This is a genomic window from Bombilactobacillus sp. ESL1202, from assembly GCF_058107125.1.
Map to the genome: position 1 here is coordinate 1,406,540 of NZ_CM176590.1, position 17,895 is coordinate 1,424,434.

The window sequence follows — 17,895 nt, forward strand, 5'->3', positions numbered from 1 at the left end:
CCAATTGATAGACGTCAATAAATTTGAAAGTATGCAAATTGGTTTGGCTTCACCAGATAAGATTAGAAGTTGGTCATATGGTGAAGTTAAAAAGCCAGAAACTATCAATTATCGAACTTTAAAACCTGAACGTGATGGTTTGTTTGATGAACGGATTTTTGGCCCCACTAAAGACTGGGAATGTGCTTGTGGTAAGTACAAACGGATTCGTTATAAAGGAATTGTTTGTGATCGTTGCGGTGTTGAAGTTACGCGTTCCAAAGTTCGGCGGGAACGAATGGGACACATTGAACTGGCAGCACCAGTAACGCATATTTGGTACTTTAAAGGTATTCCAAGCCGGATGGGCTTAGTTTTAGATATGAGTCCACGAGCTTTAGAAGAAATTATTTATTTTGCAGCTTATGTGGTTATTAAATCAGGTGATACTGACTTAGAAGATAAACAGTTATTGACTGAAACTGAATACCGGAAAAAACGTGCTCAGTTTGGTAATGCATTTGAAGCCAAAATGGGTGCTGAAGGTATTAAAGAATTATTACAAGCTGTCAATTTGGATAAAGAAGTTACAGGCTTAAAAGAATTATTGAAGACCGCAACTGGTCAAAAACGAACCCGGGCAATTCGTAGATTAGACATTTTGAATGCTTTTCGGGACTCTGGTAATCGTCCTGAATGGATGATCATGGAGTGTATTCCTGTTATTCCACCTGATTTACGACCGATGGTGCAATTAGAAGGTGGCCGTTTTGCTACTTCTGATTTGAATGATTTGTATCGGCGGGTAATTAACCGTAATAATCGGTTAAAACGGCTCTTAGATTTAAACGCACCAAATATTATTGTTCAAAACGAAAAACGAATGTTACAAGAAGCCGTTGATGCTTTAATTGATAATGGTCGTCGTGGCCGTCCGGTTACTGGTCCGGGTAATCGCCCATTAAAATCTTTGTCACACATGCTTAAAGGTAAGCAAGGTCGTTTCCGTCAAAACTTATTAGGTAAGCGGGTTGATTACTCTGGGCGTTCAGTTATTGATGTTGGCCCAACTTTAAAATTTTATCAATGTGGTTTACCAAGAGAAATGGCTTTGGAATTATTCAAACCATTTGTTATGCATGAATTAGTTGAGCGGGAATTAGCTTCCAATATTAAGAATGCTAAACGTAAAATTGAACGGCAAGATGATGCAGTTTGGGATGTTTTAGAAGACGTAATTAAAGAACGTCCAGTTCTATTAAACCGGGCACCGACGTTGCACCGTTTAGGAATTCAAGCATTTGAACCAGTTTTAGTTGATGGTAAATCAATTCGTTTGCATCCTTTAGCTTGTGAAGCTTATAATGCGGACTTTGATGGTGATCAGATGGCGGTTCACGTTCCATTATCTGATGAAGCCCAAGCAGAAGCACGGATGTTAATGTTAGCTGCTCATCATATTTTAGCCCCTAAAGACGGTAAACCAATTGTTACTCCTTCACAGGACGTAGTTCTAGGTAACTATTACTTGACCTTGGAAGAACGCGGTCGTGAGGGCGAAGGTATGATCTTTAAGGACATGGATGAAGTAGAAATGGCCTTTGCCGATGGTGTAGTGCATTGGCATACAAGAATTGGATTATCAACCAAGTCCCTAACGGATTTTGCTTTTAAAGATGATCAAAAAGATCGCATTATGATGACTAGTGTTGGTAAAGTCGTCTTTAATCGGATTTTGCCAAAAGGAATGCCATATATTAATGAGCCAACGGAAGCTAATTTAACTGATGGAGTTGCGGATAAGTATTTCTTAAATGAAGGTGAAGACATTCATCAGCGTTTACAAGATATGCCATTAGTTGATCCGTTTAAAAAAGGCTATTTAAGTGATATTATTGCGCAAGTCTTTAAAGTCTATAAGGTTCAACGAACTTCTGAATTACTAGATGATATGAAAGAATTAGGTTATAAGATCTGTACGTTATCCGGTTTGACCGTTGGGGTTTCTGATGTTCCTCAATTAGACGATAAACAAGAGATTGTTGATGAAGCGCATAAGCAAGTTGCAACTGTGGCTAAACAATTCCGTCGTGGTTTAATTACTGATGAAGAGCGGCATAATCGTGTTATTAGTATTTGGAATGACGCTAAGGACGAGATTCAACAACAATTAGTTGATAGTTTTGATCCTAAAAATCCAATTTCTATGATGTCCGATTCTGGTGCGCGTGGTAATATCTCTAACTTTACTCAGTTAGCCGGAATGCGTGGTTTGATGGCTGCTCCTAACGGCGGGATGATGGAAGTTCCCGTTACTTCTAATTTCCGTGAGGGCTTGTCCGTCTTAGAAATGTTTATGTCTACTCACGGTGCGCGTAAAGGTATGACTGATACGGCATTGAAGACTGCGAACTCTGGTTATTTGACCCGACGTTTGGTTGATGTGGCTCAAGATGTGATTGTTCGTGAAGAAGACTGTGGTACTGACCGTGGTTTAGAAGTAATGTCCATTACTGAAGGCAATGAAATTATTGAACCATTATATGATCGTTTAATTGGGCGTTATACGCAAAAAGAAATCTTGGATCCAAAGACTGGCGAAGAATTAGTTGGTCGAAATGTTTTATTAAATGAAGAATTAACTAAGAAGGTATTGGATGCCGGTGTTACTAAAGTAACGATTCGTTCAGCATTTACATGCAATACCTTGCATGGTATTTGCCAAAAATGTTATGGACGTAACTTAGCAACTGGTGAAGAAGTTGAAGTTGGTGAAGCTGTTGGGGTTGTTGCTGCACAATCAATCGGTGAACCTGGTACTCAGTTAACCATGAGAAACTTCCATACTGGTGGTGTTGCTGGTGGCGAAGATATCACGCAAGGATTACCGCGGGTTGAAGAAATTTTTGAAGCTCGTAATCCAAAAGGTTTGGCTTATATTTCTGAAGTTGACGGAACAGTTACGGCAATTGATGAAAATCCGGCTGAACATACGCGTGAGATTACAATTGAAGGTAAGATTGATACACGGACTTACAGTGTACCTTACACGGCTAGTGTTGCGGTTAGTGAAGGTGATGTCTTACACCGTGGTGATAAATTAACTGTGGGTTCTATTGATCCTAAGCAATTAATTAAAGTTACTGATGTGCAAACAACTGAAAATTATCTATTGTCTGAAGTCCAAAAGGTTTATCGGATGCAAGGTGTAGATATTAGTGATAAGCATATTGAAGTTATGGTTCGTAAAATGTTACGTAAAATTCGGATTTTGGATCCTGGCGACACTGAAGTTTTACCTGGTTCCTTATTGGATATTGGTGATTTTACAGATACGAACAAAGAAGCTTTGATTAAAGGTCAATTGCCTGCTACTGGCTCACCAGTATTATTAGGAATTACCAAAGCTTCATTGGAAACTAATAGTTTCTTATCGGCAGCTTCGTTCCAAGAAACAACGCGTGTTCTAACTGATGCTTCAATTCGTGGTAAGAATGATCCATTAGTTGGTTTGAAAGAAAATGTTATGATTGGTAAAATTATTCCAGCTGGTACCGGAATGGCTAAATATCGTCATATGCAACCACAAAAAGTAGGTGCAGCCTTGAGCGATAATCTGAGTGATGCTAATTTGGCAAGTACCGAAGCTGAAGTAGATCAAGACTAAAAATTTTATAAAAAAACCTGTGAAATTCTAGTTTCACAGGTTTTTTATTTTGGCACTAGTTAATTTAACTAGTGCAGATACATAAAGGCGGAAATTAAATATAAAATAATGATGTGTGCGGGATAAAAAATATAAAAGAAAGATTTTAATCCGCGCCCTTTTTGACCATTGTATAAGATGATCGGAATGATGGCAAAAATCATTAACCATTGATCCATTCTTAGGCAGGCATAGATAATTGCTACGATGGCGATGATTAAACATTGAATTTTACGATTGTTTTTAAAAAGATACATTAAGGGAATCATAAGTGTCATAATATTATTTTCGGCCAAAAAAATAGCAGGCAAAAAATTAGTGACAGTTACCATGACCGCAATTGGTACCTTGGTAAGAGGTAAGATTAGTAGTGAAGTGATGAATGGTAAGAGAAATAATAATGTACCGATTAAAAGGTTAAACCAGCGCTTGCTTGAATGACGCGCCTTTTTGAAAAAATCAATGGCTAACATAAAAATAGTACCAATGAATAAATCCCGAAAAATATTATTGGACAAAACCACTTTGTCATATTTAACGATGTGCTCAGTACCAAAAGTCAAAAAAGACATCATGACCATACTTAAATACAACCGAAACATATAACTTTTTTTACTATGTGTGTAACTAAATCCTATAACGCTAGTAAAGAAGAAAATAGTTGCCACAGGCCGACCAAACCAGTCCAGCCAATTCGGAGCGCCAAATGGTTGAAACATCTGGTGAAAATGATCAACTACCATGAGCACAATTCCTAAAATTTTTAGATCAAAAGTAGTTAACCCTTTTTTAAGATTGGGCAGTTTTAAATCCATAAAAGACCTCCATTAATCTTGCACTGCGAATACGAATTATAACTTTTAAATTATGCAATTGCAACTCACATAATTTAATTATTCGAATTTAAAATTCAGGCGTGCTATGCTAGAAAAAAGATAAAGGTAGGAGGCAAGTTTTATGGAAGAAACAGCAATATTTGCCGGTGGTTGTTTTTGGTGTATGGTTAAGCCGTTCGATACAATGCCCGGAATTAAAAAAGTAATTTCTGGTTATACTGGTGGTCATGTTGCTAATCCAACTTATGAGCAAGTAGCTAGTCATCAAACTGGGCATACAGAAGCAGTTAAAATTGTTTTTGACCCCGAGGTTATTTCCTATCAAGCATTAGTGGATATTTACTGGCAACAGACTGATCCAACTGATGCAATGGGACAATTTCAGGATCGTGGTGATAGCTATCGTCCAGTGATTTTTGTGAAAAATGAGCAACAAAAGGCAATTGCTGAAAAATCAAAACGTGAACTAGAACAAAGTGATCGTTTTGATCAACCAATTGTGACAAAAATTGAACCCGTGCAGCCTTTTTATCCTGCTGAAGATTATCATCAAGAATTCTATAAGAAAAATCCGTTTCGTTACCAAATTGAAGAAGCTGGTGGTCGCGAAAAATTTCTCAAGAAACATTGGTCAAAATAAAAAGCGAATGAGGATTGCTAATAAAATAAAAGGAACAAATGGTAAAATAACGCGGTGATGATACTTTTGATATAAAACAGCAAAACCGATTAGCGTGAGACCAGAAGCAATTAAAATTATTTGTAAAAGCATATAGCTTGGCACTAAGAGACTGATTAAAATTAGAATTTCACAATCACCCAAACCAAACTGTGGTCGAAAACAGAAATAAAAGCTCATAATGATGATGCCAAATAGTAAAATCCATAAAAATTTTTGAACACTGGGAAAGTTGAATATTAAGCAAAGTAAGTAAGCCGGAATTAAAGTTACGGGCCAAATGCTTAAGAAAACGTAGTCGGTCAAGGAACCTAAAGCAATGGTCAAACCAACTACAATAAGCAAGTAAGGATTAACATTTTTTTGATAGCAAGCTTCTAGACCAATTAATAAACCTAAGACTTCAATCCAGAAGATTCCCGGATAAATGCGCCGATGACAGTAGGCACAACGACCATGTAGAGTTAAATAGCTAATGATGGGAATTTCCTGATACCATTTTAAAGGGTGTGAACAAAGATCACAGCGTGAACGTCCACGAATGATTGAATAACCAAATGGAAGTCTTAAAGCGACTAAACCGCAAAACGATGCTAAACAGATACTCAAGCATATTTGAAATATAATCATATTTTCACCTCAAACTTAATTACGTGGAATGGGGTGAATTTTTCGTATTAATGTAACTTGACACTTAATTTATTCGATGCTAACATGATAGTTGTGCTTTTTAGAGGTATTAGTGTGCCGTAATTAGCTTAGTAAACTAAACCACATCAGTGGTATTTTTATTTAGTAAAAAAAGAACCACCTGGATGTGTGTGCTTAAAAAACAAGGAGGAACTTTTAATGCCAACAATTAATCAATTGGTACGTAAAGGTCGTAAATCAAGAACTTCAAAGTCTGATTCCCCAGCTTTGAACTTCGGCTATAACAGTATGAAGAAAATCGCTACTGATAATCCTGCTCCACAAAAAAGAGGGGTTGCTACTCGTGTTGGTACCATGACACCAAAGAAACCAAACTCCGCGTTACGTAAATATGCTCGTGTTCGTTTATCTAACTTAATCGAAGTAACTGCCTATATTCCTGGAATTGGTCACAATTTACAAGAACATAGTGTTGTTTTAATTCGTGGTGGTCGTGTTAAGGATTTACCTGGTGTTCGTTACCATATTGTTCGTGGTGCCCTAGATACTGCTGGTGTTGATGGCCGGATGCAAGGTCGTTCCAAGTACGGTGCTAAGAAACCTAAGAAATAATTACTAAAACTTTAAGATAGATATGTAGGAGGACTTCCAATGCCAAGAAAAGGTACAGTCGCAAAACGTGACGTTTTGCCCGATCCAATTTATAACTCAAAGCTTGTAACTCGTTTAATTAATCATTTAATGGTTGATGGTAAAAGAGGTAAAGCTTCAACTATTTTATATGATGCTTTTGATATCATCAAAGATAAGACTGGTAATGATCCGGTAGAAGTTTTTAACGAAGCCATGAAAAATGTGATGCCTGTGTTAGAAGTTAAGGCTCGTCGAATTGGTGGTTCTAACTACCAAGTTCCAATTGAAGTACGTCCAGAACGTCGGACTACTTTAGGCTTACGTTGGATTGTTAGCTATGCACGTTTACGTGGCGAACATACAATGGATGAACGGTTAGCTCAAGAAATTATGGATGCTGCTAACAATACTGGTGCTGCGGTTAAAAGACGTGAAGATACTCATAAAATGGCTGATGCTAACCGAGCTTTTGCACATTATCGTTGGTAATTTAAGACCGATTTATCGAGAGGAGTATTAGTTAGATGGCTAATAAACGTGAATTTCCGTTAGAAAAAACACGTAATATCGGAATCATGGCACATATCGATGCCGGTAAAACAACAACAACAGAACGGATTCTTTATTATACTGGTAAGATTCATAAAATTGGTGAAACACATGATGGTGCTTCCCAAATGGATTGGATGGAACAAGAGCAAGAACGTGGTATCACTATTACTTCTGCTGCGACTACTGCTCAATGGAAAGACCATCGAATTAACATCATTGACACCCCAGGACACGTGGACTTCACAATTGAAGTTGAACGTTCTTTGCGGGTTTTAGATGGGGCAATTACTGTCTTGGATGGTCAATCAGGTGTTGAACCACAAACTGAAAATGTTTGGCGTCAGGCCACAACATATAGTGTTCCACGGATAGTTTTCGTTAACAAAATGGATAAGTTAGGCGCTGACTTTGACTATTCTGTTCAAACTATTAAAGACCGTTTAGACGCTAAACCATTAGCTATTCAAATGCCAATTGGTGCTGAAGATGCGTTTGAAGGTGTGATTGACTTAATTGAAATGAAAGCTGATCTTTATGATGAAGATGAGTTAGGCTCAAAATGGGATACTGTCGATGTTCCTGATGAATATAAAGAAGAAGCAGAAAAACGGCGGGCTCAAATGATTGAAGATTTGGCCGATGTTGATGATGCTATTATGGAAAAATATTTGGATGGAGCAGAAATTAGTAACGATGAAATTCGTCAAGCTATTCGGACAGCTACCATTAAGTTAGAATTATTCCCTGTTTTAGCTGGTTCAGCCTTCAAGAACAAGGGTGTTCAAATGTTAATGGATGCCGTGGTTGATTATTTACCTTCACCATTAGATGTTCGTCCTTATAATGCTAAGGATCCAGATTCTGGTGAAGACGTTGAATTAATTGCTGATGATTCCAAACCATTTGCTGGTTTAGCTTTCAAAATTGCTACTGATCCATTTGTTGGTCGTTTGACTTACTTACGGGTTTATACTGGAACATTGGAAGCTGGTTCTTATGTTTTGAATGCAACCAAAGATAAACGTGAACGTGTTGGTCGTTTATTACAAATGCACTCTAACCACCGTATGGAAATTCCAGAAGTGTTTTCCGGTGACATTGCTGCAGCTATTGGTTTAAAGAATACTACAACTGGTGACTCTTTAACTGATCCTGATCATCCATTAATTTTGGAATCAATGGAAATCCCTGATCCTGTGATTCAAGTTTCGATTGAACCAAAATCAAAGGAAGATCGTGACAAATTAGACATCGCAATTCAAAAGTTAGCTGAAGAAGACCCTACTTTCCGGGCTGAAACTAATCCAGAGACTGGTGAAACTTTAATTGCTGGTATGGGTGAATTGCATTTGGATATCATGGTTGACCGGATGCGGCGTGAATTTAAAGTTGATGCTCAAGTTGGTGAACCACAGGTTGCTTACCGTGAAACCTTTACTAAACAAGCTTCTGCTGAAGGTAAGTTTGTTCGTCAGTCTGGTGGTAAAGGTCAATATGGTGATGTTTGGATTGAATTTACACCGAATGAAGAAGGCAAAGGCTTTGAATTTGAAGATGCCATTGTTGGTGGGGTTGTTCCACGAGAATATATTCCATCAGTTGAAGATGGTTTGAAAGATTCAATGGCTAATGGTGTCTTGGCTGGTTATCCTTTAATTGATATTAAAGCTAAGTTATATGATGGATCTTACCATGAAGTCGATTCTTCCGAAGCAGCCTTTAAAGTTGCTGCTTCAATGGCTTTGCATAATGCGGTTAAGAATGCCGGTGCTGTAATCTTAGAGCCAATCATGAAAGTTGAAATTGTAACTCCAGAAGATTACTTAGGTGATGTTATGGGTCAAGTTACAGCTCGTCGTGGTCGGATTGAAGGTATGGAAGAACGTGGTAATGCACAATTGATTAATGCTTTTGTTCCATTATCTGAAATGTTTGGTTATGCAACTACTTTGCGTTCTGCAACGCAAGGTCGTGGTACATTTACAATGACCTTTGATCATTATGAAAAAACACCAAAGAGTATTCAAGCAGAAATTATTAAGAAAAACGGCGGTAACGCTGGTTAATATAAAGAAAAATGTTCGTATTTAATTTAAATACGAGCATTTTTATTGGAAATAAGCAAGGAAATGCGTTCTTTTAAGGACTCGTTGAACTGCTTCTAAACTTAAATTTGTTAGGATTTAAGCTAGGACTAAAAAACCAAGCATTATACAAAAGTAATCAAATTATGGGTTTGGAACAAGTCTTGGTAAGATAAATTCGTCACTATAGTTTGTATTACAAAAACTAGACAAAGACTTTTGCCCCAGCTTTATTTTTTGATCGAACAACAAAAAATCTAATGAGATTTAGCAGTCAACTGCACTCATTAGACTTTTTTATTTGGAATCTAACCAGAAGCTAGATGATTGTTGCTCCTAAACTATTTCTAAAATGATCCAAAGCCCAAGTTTGACCTTGTGGATTAAAAGTAGCAACACCATCTTGATGAATTATTAATTGATAGTCACGGTTATAAGCATCAATTGCGGTATGCAAGACACAAATATCGGTACAAACCCCCGTTAAGTGAAGGGTATTAATCTGGCGCTCGCGTAAAAAATTGTCTAGATTAGTATTAGCAAACGCAGAATAACGATTTTTAGCAAAATTATAAACCAAAGGATTATTCTGATTTTTATCGTACCAAGTCTGCAGTTGACCATAAAATTCGCGACCCCAAGTATTGGCTAGATTATGTGGTGGAAAAAGTTTTGTTTCTGGATGATACGGATCGTCTTTTTGATGTAAATCAGTTGGTAAAATAACCCAATTGTCTTCTGTCAAAAATTGTTGTGCTAACTGAACAATTCTGTCTTCCAATTGTTGAGCTGGTTGACCAGCAGTCAGTGCTCCTTTTTCTGCAACAAAATCGTTTGTATAATCAATAATTAATAAAGCTTCATTACTCATTTGCTTCGCTTCCTTTTTTAAATTAATCTTAGCATATTGGTACTAAAACCGACTAAAAAATTAAACAAATACCTTGAAATATCAGAGTTATCAGTGTAATATAATAAGAGTGCTAATTCAAAATCAAGGGTGTATTATGCTCTGAATTTGAATTAGTTGCTACGGCATTGATGTGAGAGGTTGCGACACGCCCGGACGCTTTGCCACGGCAGGGCAATCGGTAATTTTCACGGAGCCGGTGTCTTGAAAGATACAAAAAGGAGGGAAATCCATGGCAAGTCAAAAGATTCGTATTCGTCTTAAAGCTTATGAACATCGGATTATCGATCAATCAGCTGATAAGATTGTTGAAACCGCAAAGAGAACTGGTGCACAAATTTCTGGTCCAATTCCTTTACCAACAGAACGTGCAGTATATACTGTTATTCGTTCACCACATAAGTTTAAAGATTCACGGGAACAATTCGAAATGCGTACACATAAGCGCTTAATTGATATTGTTAATCCGTCACCGAAGACCGTTGATTCTTTAATGAAACTTGATCTTCCAAGTGGTGTTTATATCGAAATCAAATTATAATTTTTAAAAAACTAAATCAATTAATGGAGGTGTAATCATGACCAGAAAAGGAATTCTTGGTAAAAAAGTCGGAATGACTCAGCTTTTTACTGATAAAGGCGAATTAATTCCCGTAACAGTTATTCAAGCAACCCCGAATGTTGTTATGCAACTAAAAACCAATGAAAACGATGGTTATGAAGCTGTTCAATTAGGCTTGGAAGACCGGCGTGAAATTTTAAGCAATAAACCGCAACAAGGTCATGCTAAAAAAGCCAACACAACTCCCAAGCATTATACTCGCGAATTTCGTGATGTAAATTTGGATGATTACAAAGTTGGCGATGAAGTTAAAGTTGATACATTTGCTAGTGGCGATGTGATTGATGTTACAGGTATTACCAAGGGACATGGTTTCCAAGGTAATATTAAACGTTTTGGTCAATCACGTGGGCCTGAAACTCACGGTTCACGCTATCATCGCATTCCTGGTTCAATGGGTTCCATTATTAATCGGGTCTTTAAGGGCAAGATGTTACCTGGACGTATGGGTGGCAATCAAGTTACAACTCAAAACTTAGTTGTTGCTAAAGTTGATACTGAAAATAACTTATTAATGATTAAGGGTAATGTTCCTGGCGCTAACAAATCATTAGTTAAAATTCAATCAACAATCAAAGGGATTAAAGGACAAAAGAATATTGGTGCTTTAATCGCTGATGAAAAAGCTACTGCTAGTGAAGAATAAGTGAGATAGGAAAGGAGGAAAACTACTAATGACACAAATTGATGTGTTCAAACAGACAGGTTCTAAAGATGGTTCAACTGATATCAAAGATGAAGTTTTTGGTATCGAACCAAATAATCATGTTTTAGCTGATGCTGTTATCATGCAGCAAGCATCATTACGTCAAGGTACACACGCTGTTAAGAATCGTTCTGCAGTTCGCGGTGGTGGTCGTAAACCTTGGCGTCAAAAAGGTACAGGTCGTGCTCGTCAGGGTTCAATTCGTTCCCCACAATGGCGTGGTGGTGGTGTGGTTTTTGGACCAACACCAAGATCTTATGCTTATAAATTGCCACGTAAAGTTGCTCGTTTAGCAATTAAGTCTGCTTTATCTCAAAAGGTAGCAGATCAAGAAATGATCGTTGTTGATGCGTTAAACTTTGCTAAACCAAGTACTAAAGAATTTAAGCAAACCTTAAATCAATTAAAGGCTCAGGGTCGGACTTTAGTTGTTGTTGAAGCAGACAACGAAAATGCGATTTTGTCAGCACGTAACATTGACAAGGTTAAAGTAATTAAGGCTGATGGCATTAATGTTTTGGATGTTTTAAATAACAATCAAATCGTTATTACTAAATCAGCATTATCAACAATTGAGGAGGCACTTGGATAATGGCAGCACAAGATATCATCTTACGTCCTGTAATTACAGAATCTTCCATGGCTGATATGGACGACAAAAAGTACGTCTTTGATGTTGCAGTTACTGCTAACAAAATTCAAGTACGCCAAGCCATTGAAGAAATCTTTGATGTAAAAGTTGCTCAAGTTAACATTATGAATGTTAAGCCAAAGAAAAAACGCGTTGGTCGTTACGTTGGTAAAACTAATCGTCGCCGCAAGGCAATTGTTAAATTGACTGCTGATTCTAAAGAAATTAAAATTTTTGAAAACAAGTAAAATAGGAGGTAATGAGCATGGGTATTATTAAATACAAACCGACAACTAATGGTCGCCGGAACATGACTGGCTCTGATTTTGCTGAAATCACGAAGACGAAGCCAGAAAAGACTTTATTAGAATCACAAAGTCATACGGCTGGTCGTAACTCATATGGTCAAATTACCGTTCGTCATCGTGGCGGTGGTCATAAACAAAAGTATCGTATTGTTGATTTTAAGCGGACTAAAGACGACGTAACAGCAACGGTTAAAGCTATCGAATATGATCCAAATCGTTCAGCTAATATTGCTTTACTTCATTATGATGATGGTGTTAAAGCTTATATTTTGGCTCCTAAAGGTTTGGAAGTTGGTCAAAAGTTACAATCTGGTTCAGAAGCTGATATCAAGGTTGGTAACGCATTGCCATTGGCAAACATCCCTGTTGGTACAATCATTCATAACATTGAATTAAAACCTGGTAAGGGTGGACAATTAGTTCGTTCTGCTGGTACTTCAGCACAAGTTTTAGGTCGTGATGGTAAGTACACATTGATTCGTTTAGCTTCTGGTGAAGTTCGGATGATCCTTTCTGCTTGTCGTGCAACCATTGGTTCTGTTGGTAATGAACAACATGAATTGATTAATCTTGGTAAAGCCGGTCGTAAGCGTTGGATGGGTATTCGCCCAACAGTTCGTGGTTCAGTTATGAACCCTAACGATCACCCTCATGGTGGTGGTGAAGGTAAAGCTCCCGTTGGACATCCATCTCCTCTTTCTCCTTGGGGTAAGAAAACTCTTGGTAAAAAGACACGTTCAAAACGTGCTCAATCTGAGAAATTCATTGTTCGTCACCGTAAGAATAAGAGAAAATAATATAGTTTGATCACGATAACGTTAAGGGAGGTTGTCTAATGAGTCGTAGTTTGAAAAAAGGACCATTTGCAGATGCTCACTTATTAAAAAAAGTTGAAGCTCAAGCAGATCAAGAAAAGAAGTCTGTTATTAAGACTTGGTCACGTCGTTCCACTATTTTTCCTAGTTTTGTAGGCTATACGATCGCTGTTTATAATGGAAGAAAGCACGTCCCAGTTTATATTTCAGAAGACATGGTTGGTCATAAGCTTGGCGAATTTGTGCCAACACGGACATTCCATGGTCATAGTAAAGATGACAAGAAGACTGGCGCATAGAAAGGAGAGGTTATACGATGGCAGAAGAATCAATTACTACTGCAACAGCAACCGCGAAAACAGTTCGCATCGCTCCAAGAAAAGTGCGTTTGGTTGTAGATTTAATTAAAGGTAAAAGTGCTGCTGAAGCTTTGGCAATTTTACAATTTACTCCACGTGCTGGTTCACCAGTTGTAGCTAAAGTTTTAAAATCTGCGATTGCTAATGCTGAACACAACTATGATTTAGATGCACAAAATTTAGTTGTTAGTGAAGCTTATGTAAATGAAGGACCAACTTTGAAACGTTTCCGTCCTCGGGCAAAGGGTTCCGCATCTCCAATTAATAAGCGGACAAGCCATGTTACGGTTGTAGTTTCTGAAGTCGAATAATCCAATAAGGAGGAAAAAACGTGGGTCAAAAGATTAATCCAATTGGATTCCGTGTTGGTGTTATCCGTGACTGGGATTCAAGATGGTATGCTGATAAAAAAGACTTTTCTAAATACTTGCTTGAAGATTTAAAGATTCGTAAGTTTATCGAAAAGAAATTAGCTAGTGCTTCCGTTTCACGTATTGAAATTGAACGTGCTGCTAAAAAAATTAATGTTTCTATTCACACTGCTAAACCTGGTATGGTTATTGGTAAAGGTGGATCAGAAGTTGAAAAACTTCGTAAAGAATTAAATTCTTTAACAGGCAAAAATATTCACATTAATATCGTTGAAATTAAAAAACCTGATTTAGATGCTAAATTGGTTGGCGAAAGCATTGCTCGTCAATTGGAAGCGCGGATTGCTTTCCGTCGTGCACAACGTCAAGCAACTCAACGTACTCGTCGTACTGGAGCTAAGGGTATTAAGACTCAAATCTCTGGTCGTTTAAATGGTGCTGATATGTCACGGACTGAATGGCATACAGAAGGAACTGTTCCTTTGCATACATTAAGAGCTGATATTGATTATGCTTGGGTTGAAGCATCAACCACCTATGGTAATTTAGGTGTTAAAACTTGGATCTATCGTGGTGAAATCTTACCAGATAAGCCAAGAACAAATAATCGCACTAATCATAATGGAGCGAAAGGAGGAAACTAATCGATGTTAGTACCTAAGCGTGTAAAACACCGTCGTGAATTTCGTGGTAAAATGCGTGGCGCTGCTAAAGGCGGTCGTGAAGTGACTTTTGGTGAATATGGCTTACAAGCTGTAGAATCTTACTGGATTACTAACCGTCAAATTGAAGCTGCTCGTATTGCAATGACTCGTTACATGAAACGTGGCGGTAAAGTTTGGATTAAGATCTTCCCTCATAAATCTTACACTGCAAAAGGTGTCGGTGTCCGGATGGGATCTGGTAAAGGTGCACCTGCTGGCTGGGTAGCAGTTGTAAAACGTGAAAAAATCATGTTTGAAATCGGTGGTGTTTCCGAAGAAGTTGCTCGTGAAGCTTTGCGGCTTGCATCTAACAAACTCCCAATTAAAACTAAGTTTGTTAAGCGTGAGGAAGTAGGTGGCGAATCTGATGAAAACTAGTGAAATTAGACAATTAACCACTGCGCAAATGCATGATAAAGAAAAGCAGTATAAAGAAGAATTATTTAATTTGCATTTTCAACAAGCAACTGGTCAATTAGAAAATACAGCACGTTTAAAGCAAGTGCGTAAAAATATTGCACGGATTAAAACTGTGTTACGTCAACAAGAATTAGAAGACAAGTAGGAGGGAGTGTAATTAATGAGCGAAACAGAAAAAACTCGTAACCATCGTAAAGTTTATCAAGGACGCGTGGTTTCTGATAAAATGGATAAAACTATTACCGTTGTGGTTGAAACTTATAAGACTCATCCAGTATATGGCAAACGGTTTAGATATTCTAAGAAATTTTATGCCCAAGATGATAATAATGAAGCAAAAATTGGCGATATTGTTCGTATCATGGAGACTCGTCCCTTGTCACGGTTGAAACGTTTCCGTTTACTAAATGTTGTTGAAAAGGCTGTTAAAATTTAATTTGCTTTTTATAGTTCATGAGAGGAGGATCCTAATTTGATTCAACAAGAAACGCGGTTACGTGTAGCTGATAACTCTGGTGCACGTGAATTGCTTACTATTAAAGTATTAGGTGGCTCTGGCCGGAAAGTTGCTGGAGTTGGCGATGTAATTGTTGCAACTGTTAAACAAGCAACACCAGGTGGCGTTGTCAAAAAAGGTGACGTTGTTAAAGCTGTTATTGTGAGAACAGTTTCTAGCTCTCACCGTCCTGATGGTTCTTATATCAGTTTTGATGAAAATGCTGCTGTTATTATTAATGCTGATAAGACACCGAAGGGAACTCGTATCTTTGGACCAGTTGCACGTGAATTACGTGATAACAACTTTATGAAGATCGTTTCATTAGCTCCCGAAGTTTTGTAAAATCTGGAATTCATAAGGAGGTGCTCGACCAGTGTTTGTAAAAACCGGCGATAATGTTAAAGTCATTGCAGGAAAAGATAAAGGTAAGACTGGAACAGTCATTAAAGCTTTTCCTAAAGCCAACAAGGTAACTGTTAAGGGTGTTAATATGGTGAAAAAACATCAAAAACCATCTCAAACAGAACCTAACGGTGGAATCAAAGACGTTGAAGCTCCGCTTGATGCATCAAATGTTAAAGTCGTGACTGCAGCTAAAGAGCCTGCTAAAAAGTCCGATGAAAAGAAAGATAAATAATTAAGGAAGGAGGATTTTGTCTAAGATGGAAAATGCTTTGCATACAAAATATGTTGAAGAAATTGTCCCAAGTTTAGTTAAGAAATTTGATTATACCTCAGTAATGCAGGTACCAAAGATTGATAAGATTGTCTTAAACATGGGTGTTGGTGACGCAGTTGCCAATTCTAAGAACTTGGATAATGCAGTTGAAGAATTAAGCTTAATTTCTGGACAAAAGCCTTTAATTACTAAAGCTAAGAAATCCATTGCTGGCTTTCGTTTACGTGAAGGTATGGCAATTGGTGCTAAAGTTACTTTACGTGGTGAAAGAATGTATGACTTTTTAGATAAGTTAATCAATATTTCATTGCCTCGTGTTCGTGATTTTCACGGAATCAACGGTCGTTCTTTTGATGGTCGTGGTAACTATACTTTAGGTATTAAAGAACAATTAATTTTCCCAGAAATTGATTACGACAAGGTTAGCAAAGTTCGGGGATTAGATGTTGTCATTGTTACAACTGCTCAATTCGATGAAGAAGCTAAAGAATTGTTAACGCAAATTGGAATGCCATTTGCAAAGTAGTAAATTAGGAGGTCAAACTATTGGCTAAGAAGTCACAAATTGTTCGGAATCATCGTCCTGCAAAGTTTTCATCACAAGCTTATACACGGTGCGAACGCTGTGGTCGTCCACATTCTGTATATCGTAAATTCAAGCTCTGCCGTATTTGCCTTCGTGAATTAGCTCATGATGGACAAATTCCTGGTATGCGTAAGGCTAGTTGGTAAAAAATAAAACTTAGGAGGTCAGCACATGTCTATGACAGATCCAATTGCGGATTACTTAACACGGATTCGTAATGCGAACATGGTTCGTCATGCTTCAGTAGAAGTACCTGCTTCTAATATGAAGAAAAGTATTTCTGAGATCCTTAAACGTGAAGGTTTCATTCGCGATTACGAAGTGATTGATGATCATAAACAAGGTATTATCAAGGTTTACTTGAAATATAGTAAAGACAATGAACGCGTCATTACTGGTTTGAAGAAAATTTCTAAGCCAGGTTTGCGTAGTTACGTTAAGGCTGATGCCGTTCCCAAGGTTCTTAATGGATTAGGAATAGCTATTCTTTCAACATCTGAAGGAGTTATTACTGATAAAGAAGCTCGGGCTAAAGACATCGGTGGCGAAGTTATTGCCTACGTTTGGTAAAAATCAATAACAAGGAGGTGCGCTTAGCGTGAGTCGTATTGGAAATAAAGTAATTGATCTTCCAGAAGGCGTAACAGTTAAAATTGACAATGATCAAAATACTGTTACTGTTAAGGGACCCAAAGGTGAATTAACCCGTAATGTTAGTCCTAAGATTTCAATTACACAAACAGACAATCAATTAAAATTTGAACGTCATAATGAAAATGACAAAGCCATTCATGGTACAACGAGAGCTAATGTTAATAACATGGTAATCGGTGTTACCGAAGGCTTCCAAAAGAACTTGGAATTAGTTGGTGTTGGTTATCGGGCCCAAAAGAAGGGAAATAACTTAGTGTTAAACGTTGGTTACTCTAACCCCGTTGACATGACAACACCTGAAGGATTAAGTATTGATGTTCCTTCAAACACACAAATTAATGTTAGTGGCATTAGTAAACAAAAAGTTGGTCAATTTGCGGCTGAAATTCGTGATGTTCGTCCACCAGAACCTTATAAGGGTAAGGGTATTAAATATGTTGATGAACATATTCGTCGTAAAGAAGGTAAGACTGGTAAATAATCGACCAGTTTATTCTTAATATTTTATGAG

At 37.6% G+C, this 17,895-nt stretch carries 25 protein-coding genes; 22 read left to right on the forward strand and 3 right to left on the reverse strand.

Going from position 1 to position 17,895, the window contains the following annotated elements:
- The first annotated feature begins 4 nt into the window (after nucleotides 1–4).
- Complete coding sequence (gene rpoC / locus AC3B7A_RS06190; protein WP_489755258.1) at nucleotides 5–3,646, forward strand: DNA-directed RNA polymerase subunit beta'; 3,642 nt, start codon at nucleotides 5–7, stop codon at nucleotides 3,644–3,646.
- Nucleotides 3,647–3,714: 68 nt separating this feature from the next.
- On the opposite strand, the gene AC3B7A_RS06195 is transcribed toward rpoC, so the two are convergent.
- Nucleotides 3,715–4,500 carry a TraX family protein gene (locus AC3B7A_RS06195; RefSeq protein ID WP_489755259.1) on the reverse strand — a complete coding sequence of 262 codons (786 nt, stop codon included), beginning with the start codon at nucleotides 4,498–4,500 and terminating at the stop codon, nucleotides 3,715–3,717.
- 142 nt (nucleotides 4,501–4,642) lie between these two features.
- Here AC3B7A_RS06195 and msrA point away from each other — a divergent pair, with 142 nt between their 5' ends.
- On the forward strand, nucleotides 4,643–5,161 hold the full coding sequence (msrA, locus tag AC3B7A_RS06200; protein WP_489755260.1) for a peptide-methionine (S)-S-oxide reductase MsrA: 519 nt from the start codon (nucleotides 4,643–4,645) through the stop codon (nucleotides 5,159–5,161).
- Here the strand turns inward: msrA and AC3B7A_RS06205 are convergent.
- A complete protein-coding gene (locus AC3B7A_RS06205; RefSeq protein ID WP_489755261.1) occupies nucleotides 5,153–5,830 on the reverse strand; it encodes a prepilin peptidase in 678 nt (225 codons plus the stop codon). The two genes, msrA and AC3B7A_RS06205, sit on opposite strands and share 9 nt — an antisense overlap.
- A gap of 219 nt (nucleotides 5,831–6,049) precedes the next feature.
- Between AC3B7A_RS06205 and rpsL the strand changes: the two genes are divergently transcribed.
- From rpsL to fusA, 3 genes are read left to right on the forward strand one after another with little or no spacing between them, the layout of a single operon-like run.
- Entirely contained in the window at nucleotides 6,050–6,463 is a 414-nt protein-coding gene (gene rpsL / locus AC3B7A_RS06210) for a 30S ribosomal protein S12 (protein ID WP_489755262.1), read from the forward strand.
- 39 nt (nucleotides 6,464–6,502) lie between these two features.
- Nucleotides 6,503–6,973 carry a 30S ribosomal protein S7 gene (gene rpsG, locus AC3B7A_RS06215; protein WP_489755263.1) on the forward strand — a complete coding sequence of 157 codons (471 nt, stop codon included), beginning with the start codon at nucleotides 6,503–6,505 and terminating at the stop codon, nucleotides 6,971–6,973.
- Between the two features lie 35 nt (nucleotides 6,974–7,008).
- On the forward strand, nucleotides 7,009–9,102 hold the full coding sequence (fusA, locus tag AC3B7A_RS06220; protein WP_489755264.1) for an elongation factor G: 2,094 nt from the start codon (nucleotides 7,009–7,011) through the stop codon (nucleotides 9,100–9,102).
- Nucleotides 9,103–9,439: 337 nt separating this feature from the next.
- On the opposite strand, the gene AC3B7A_RS06225 is transcribed toward fusA, so the two are convergent.
- Nucleotides 9,440–9,991: a cysteine hydrolase family protein gene (locus AC3B7A_RS06225; protein WP_489755265.1), complete on the reverse strand. Its 552-nt coding sequence runs from the start codon at nucleotides 9,989–9,991 to the stop codon at nucleotides 9,440–9,442.
- A gap of 271 nt (nucleotides 9,992–10,262) precedes the next feature.
- On the opposite strand from AC3B7A_RS06225, the gene rpsJ reads away from it, so the two are divergent.
- From rpsJ to rplF, 17 genes are read left to right on the forward strand one after another with little or no spacing between them, the layout of a single operon-like run.
- Nucleotides 10,263–10,571 (forward strand): 30S ribosomal protein S10, encoded by a 309-nt coding sequence (gene rpsJ / locus AC3B7A_RS06230; RefSeq protein ID WP_489755266.1) that lies wholly within the window; start codon nucleotides 10,263–10,265, stop codon nucleotides 10,569–10,571.
- A gap of 37 nt (nucleotides 10,572–10,608) precedes the next feature.
- Nucleotides 10,609–11,298, forward strand: coding sequence for a 50S ribosomal protein L3 (gene rplC, locus AC3B7A_RS06235; RefSeq protein WP_489755267.1), 690 nt, complete (start codon nucleotides 10,609–10,611; stop codon nucleotides 11,296–11,298).
- Between the two features lie 28 nt (nucleotides 11,299–11,326).
- Nucleotides 11,327–11,950: a 50S ribosomal protein L4 gene (gene rplD / locus AC3B7A_RS06240; protein WP_489755268.1), complete on the forward strand. Its 624-nt coding sequence runs from the start codon at nucleotides 11,327–11,329 to the stop codon at nucleotides 11,948–11,950.
- Entirely contained in the window at nucleotides 11,950–12,237 is a 288-nt protein-coding gene (gene rplW, locus AC3B7A_RS06245; protein WP_489755269.1) for a 50S ribosomal protein L23, read from the forward strand. The genes rplD and rplW overlap by 1 nt, the downstream gene beginning before the upstream one ends.
- Nucleotides 12,238–12,254: 17 nt before the next feature.
- Complete coding sequence (rplB, locus tag AC3B7A_RS06250; protein WP_489755270.1) at nucleotides 12,255–13,094, forward strand: 50S ribosomal protein L2; 840 nt, start codon at nucleotides 12,255–12,257, stop codon at nucleotides 13,092–13,094.
- Between the two features lie 38 nt (nucleotides 13,095–13,132).
- A complete protein-coding gene (gene rpsS, locus AC3B7A_RS06255; RefSeq protein ID WP_489755271.1) occupies nucleotides 13,133–13,411 on the forward strand; it encodes a 30S ribosomal protein S19 in 279 nt (92 codons plus the stop codon).
- A gap of 17 nt (nucleotides 13,412–13,428) precedes the next feature.
- Entirely contained in the window at nucleotides 13,429–13,782 is a 354-nt protein-coding gene (gene rplV / locus AC3B7A_RS06260) for a 50S ribosomal protein L22 (protein ID WP_489755272.1), read from the forward strand.
- 20 nt (nucleotides 13,783–13,802) lie between these two features.
- Nucleotides 13,803–14,486 (forward strand): 30S ribosomal protein S3, encoded by a 684-nt coding sequence (gene rpsC, locus AC3B7A_RS06265; protein WP_489755273.1) that lies wholly within the window; start codon nucleotides 13,803–13,805, stop codon nucleotides 14,484–14,486.
- A gap of 3 nt (nucleotides 14,487–14,489) precedes the next feature.
- A complete protein-coding gene (gene rplP / locus AC3B7A_RS06270; protein ID WP_489755274.1) occupies nucleotides 14,490–14,924 on the forward strand; it encodes a 50S ribosomal protein L16 in 435 nt (144 codons plus the stop codon).
- Nucleotides 14,914–15,111: a 50S ribosomal protein L29 gene (rpmC, locus tag AC3B7A_RS06275; protein WP_249514631.1), complete on the forward strand. Its 198-nt coding sequence runs from the start codon at nucleotides 14,914–14,916 to the stop codon at nucleotides 15,109–15,111. The genes rplP and rpmC overlap by 11 nt, the downstream gene beginning before the upstream one ends.
- 15 nt (nucleotides 15,112–15,126) lie before the next feature.
- Entirely contained in the window at nucleotides 15,127–15,402 is a 276-nt protein-coding gene (rpsQ, locus tag AC3B7A_RS06280) for a 30S ribosomal protein S17 (RefSeq protein WP_489755275.1), read from the forward strand.
- A gap of 36 nt (nucleotides 15,403–15,438) precedes the next feature.
- Complete coding sequence (rplN, locus tag AC3B7A_RS06285) at nucleotides 15,439–15,807, forward strand: 50S ribosomal protein L14 (RefSeq protein WP_489755276.1); 369 nt, start codon at nucleotides 15,439–15,441, stop codon at nucleotides 15,805–15,807.
- Nucleotides 15,808–15,838: 31 nt separating this feature from the next.
- Nucleotides 15,839–16,102, forward strand: a complete 264-nt coding sequence (rplX, locus tag AC3B7A_RS06290; protein WP_489755277.1) for a 50S ribosomal protein L24 — start codon at nucleotides 15,839–15,841, stop codon at nucleotides 16,100–16,102.
- 25 nt (nucleotides 16,103–16,127) lie between these two features.
- On the forward strand, nucleotides 16,128–16,670 hold the full coding sequence (gene rplE, locus AC3B7A_RS06295; RefSeq protein WP_489755278.1) for a 50S ribosomal protein L5: 543 nt from the start codon (nucleotides 16,128–16,130) through the stop codon (nucleotides 16,668–16,670).
- A gap of 20 nt (nucleotides 16,671–16,690) precedes the next feature.
- Nucleotides 16,691–16,876, forward strand: coding sequence for a type Z 30S ribosomal protein S14 (locus tag AC3B7A_RS06300; protein ID WP_489755279.1), 186 nt, complete (start codon nucleotides 16,691–16,693; stop codon nucleotides 16,874–16,876).
- A 25-nt stretch (nucleotides 16,877–16,901) separates the two neighbouring features.
- Nucleotides 16,902–17,300 (forward strand): 30S ribosomal protein S8, encoded by a 399-nt coding sequence (gene rpsH / locus AC3B7A_RS06305; RefSeq protein WP_489755280.1) that lies wholly within the window; start codon nucleotides 16,902–16,904, stop codon nucleotides 17,298–17,300.
- 28 nt (nucleotides 17,301–17,328) lie between these two features.
- Nucleotides 17,329–17,865 (forward strand): 50S ribosomal protein L6, encoded by a 537-nt coding sequence (gene rplF / locus AC3B7A_RS06310; RefSeq protein ID WP_489755281.1) that lies wholly within the window; start codon nucleotides 17,329–17,331, stop codon nucleotides 17,863–17,865.
- Nucleotides 17,866–17,895: the final 30 nt, after the last annotated feature.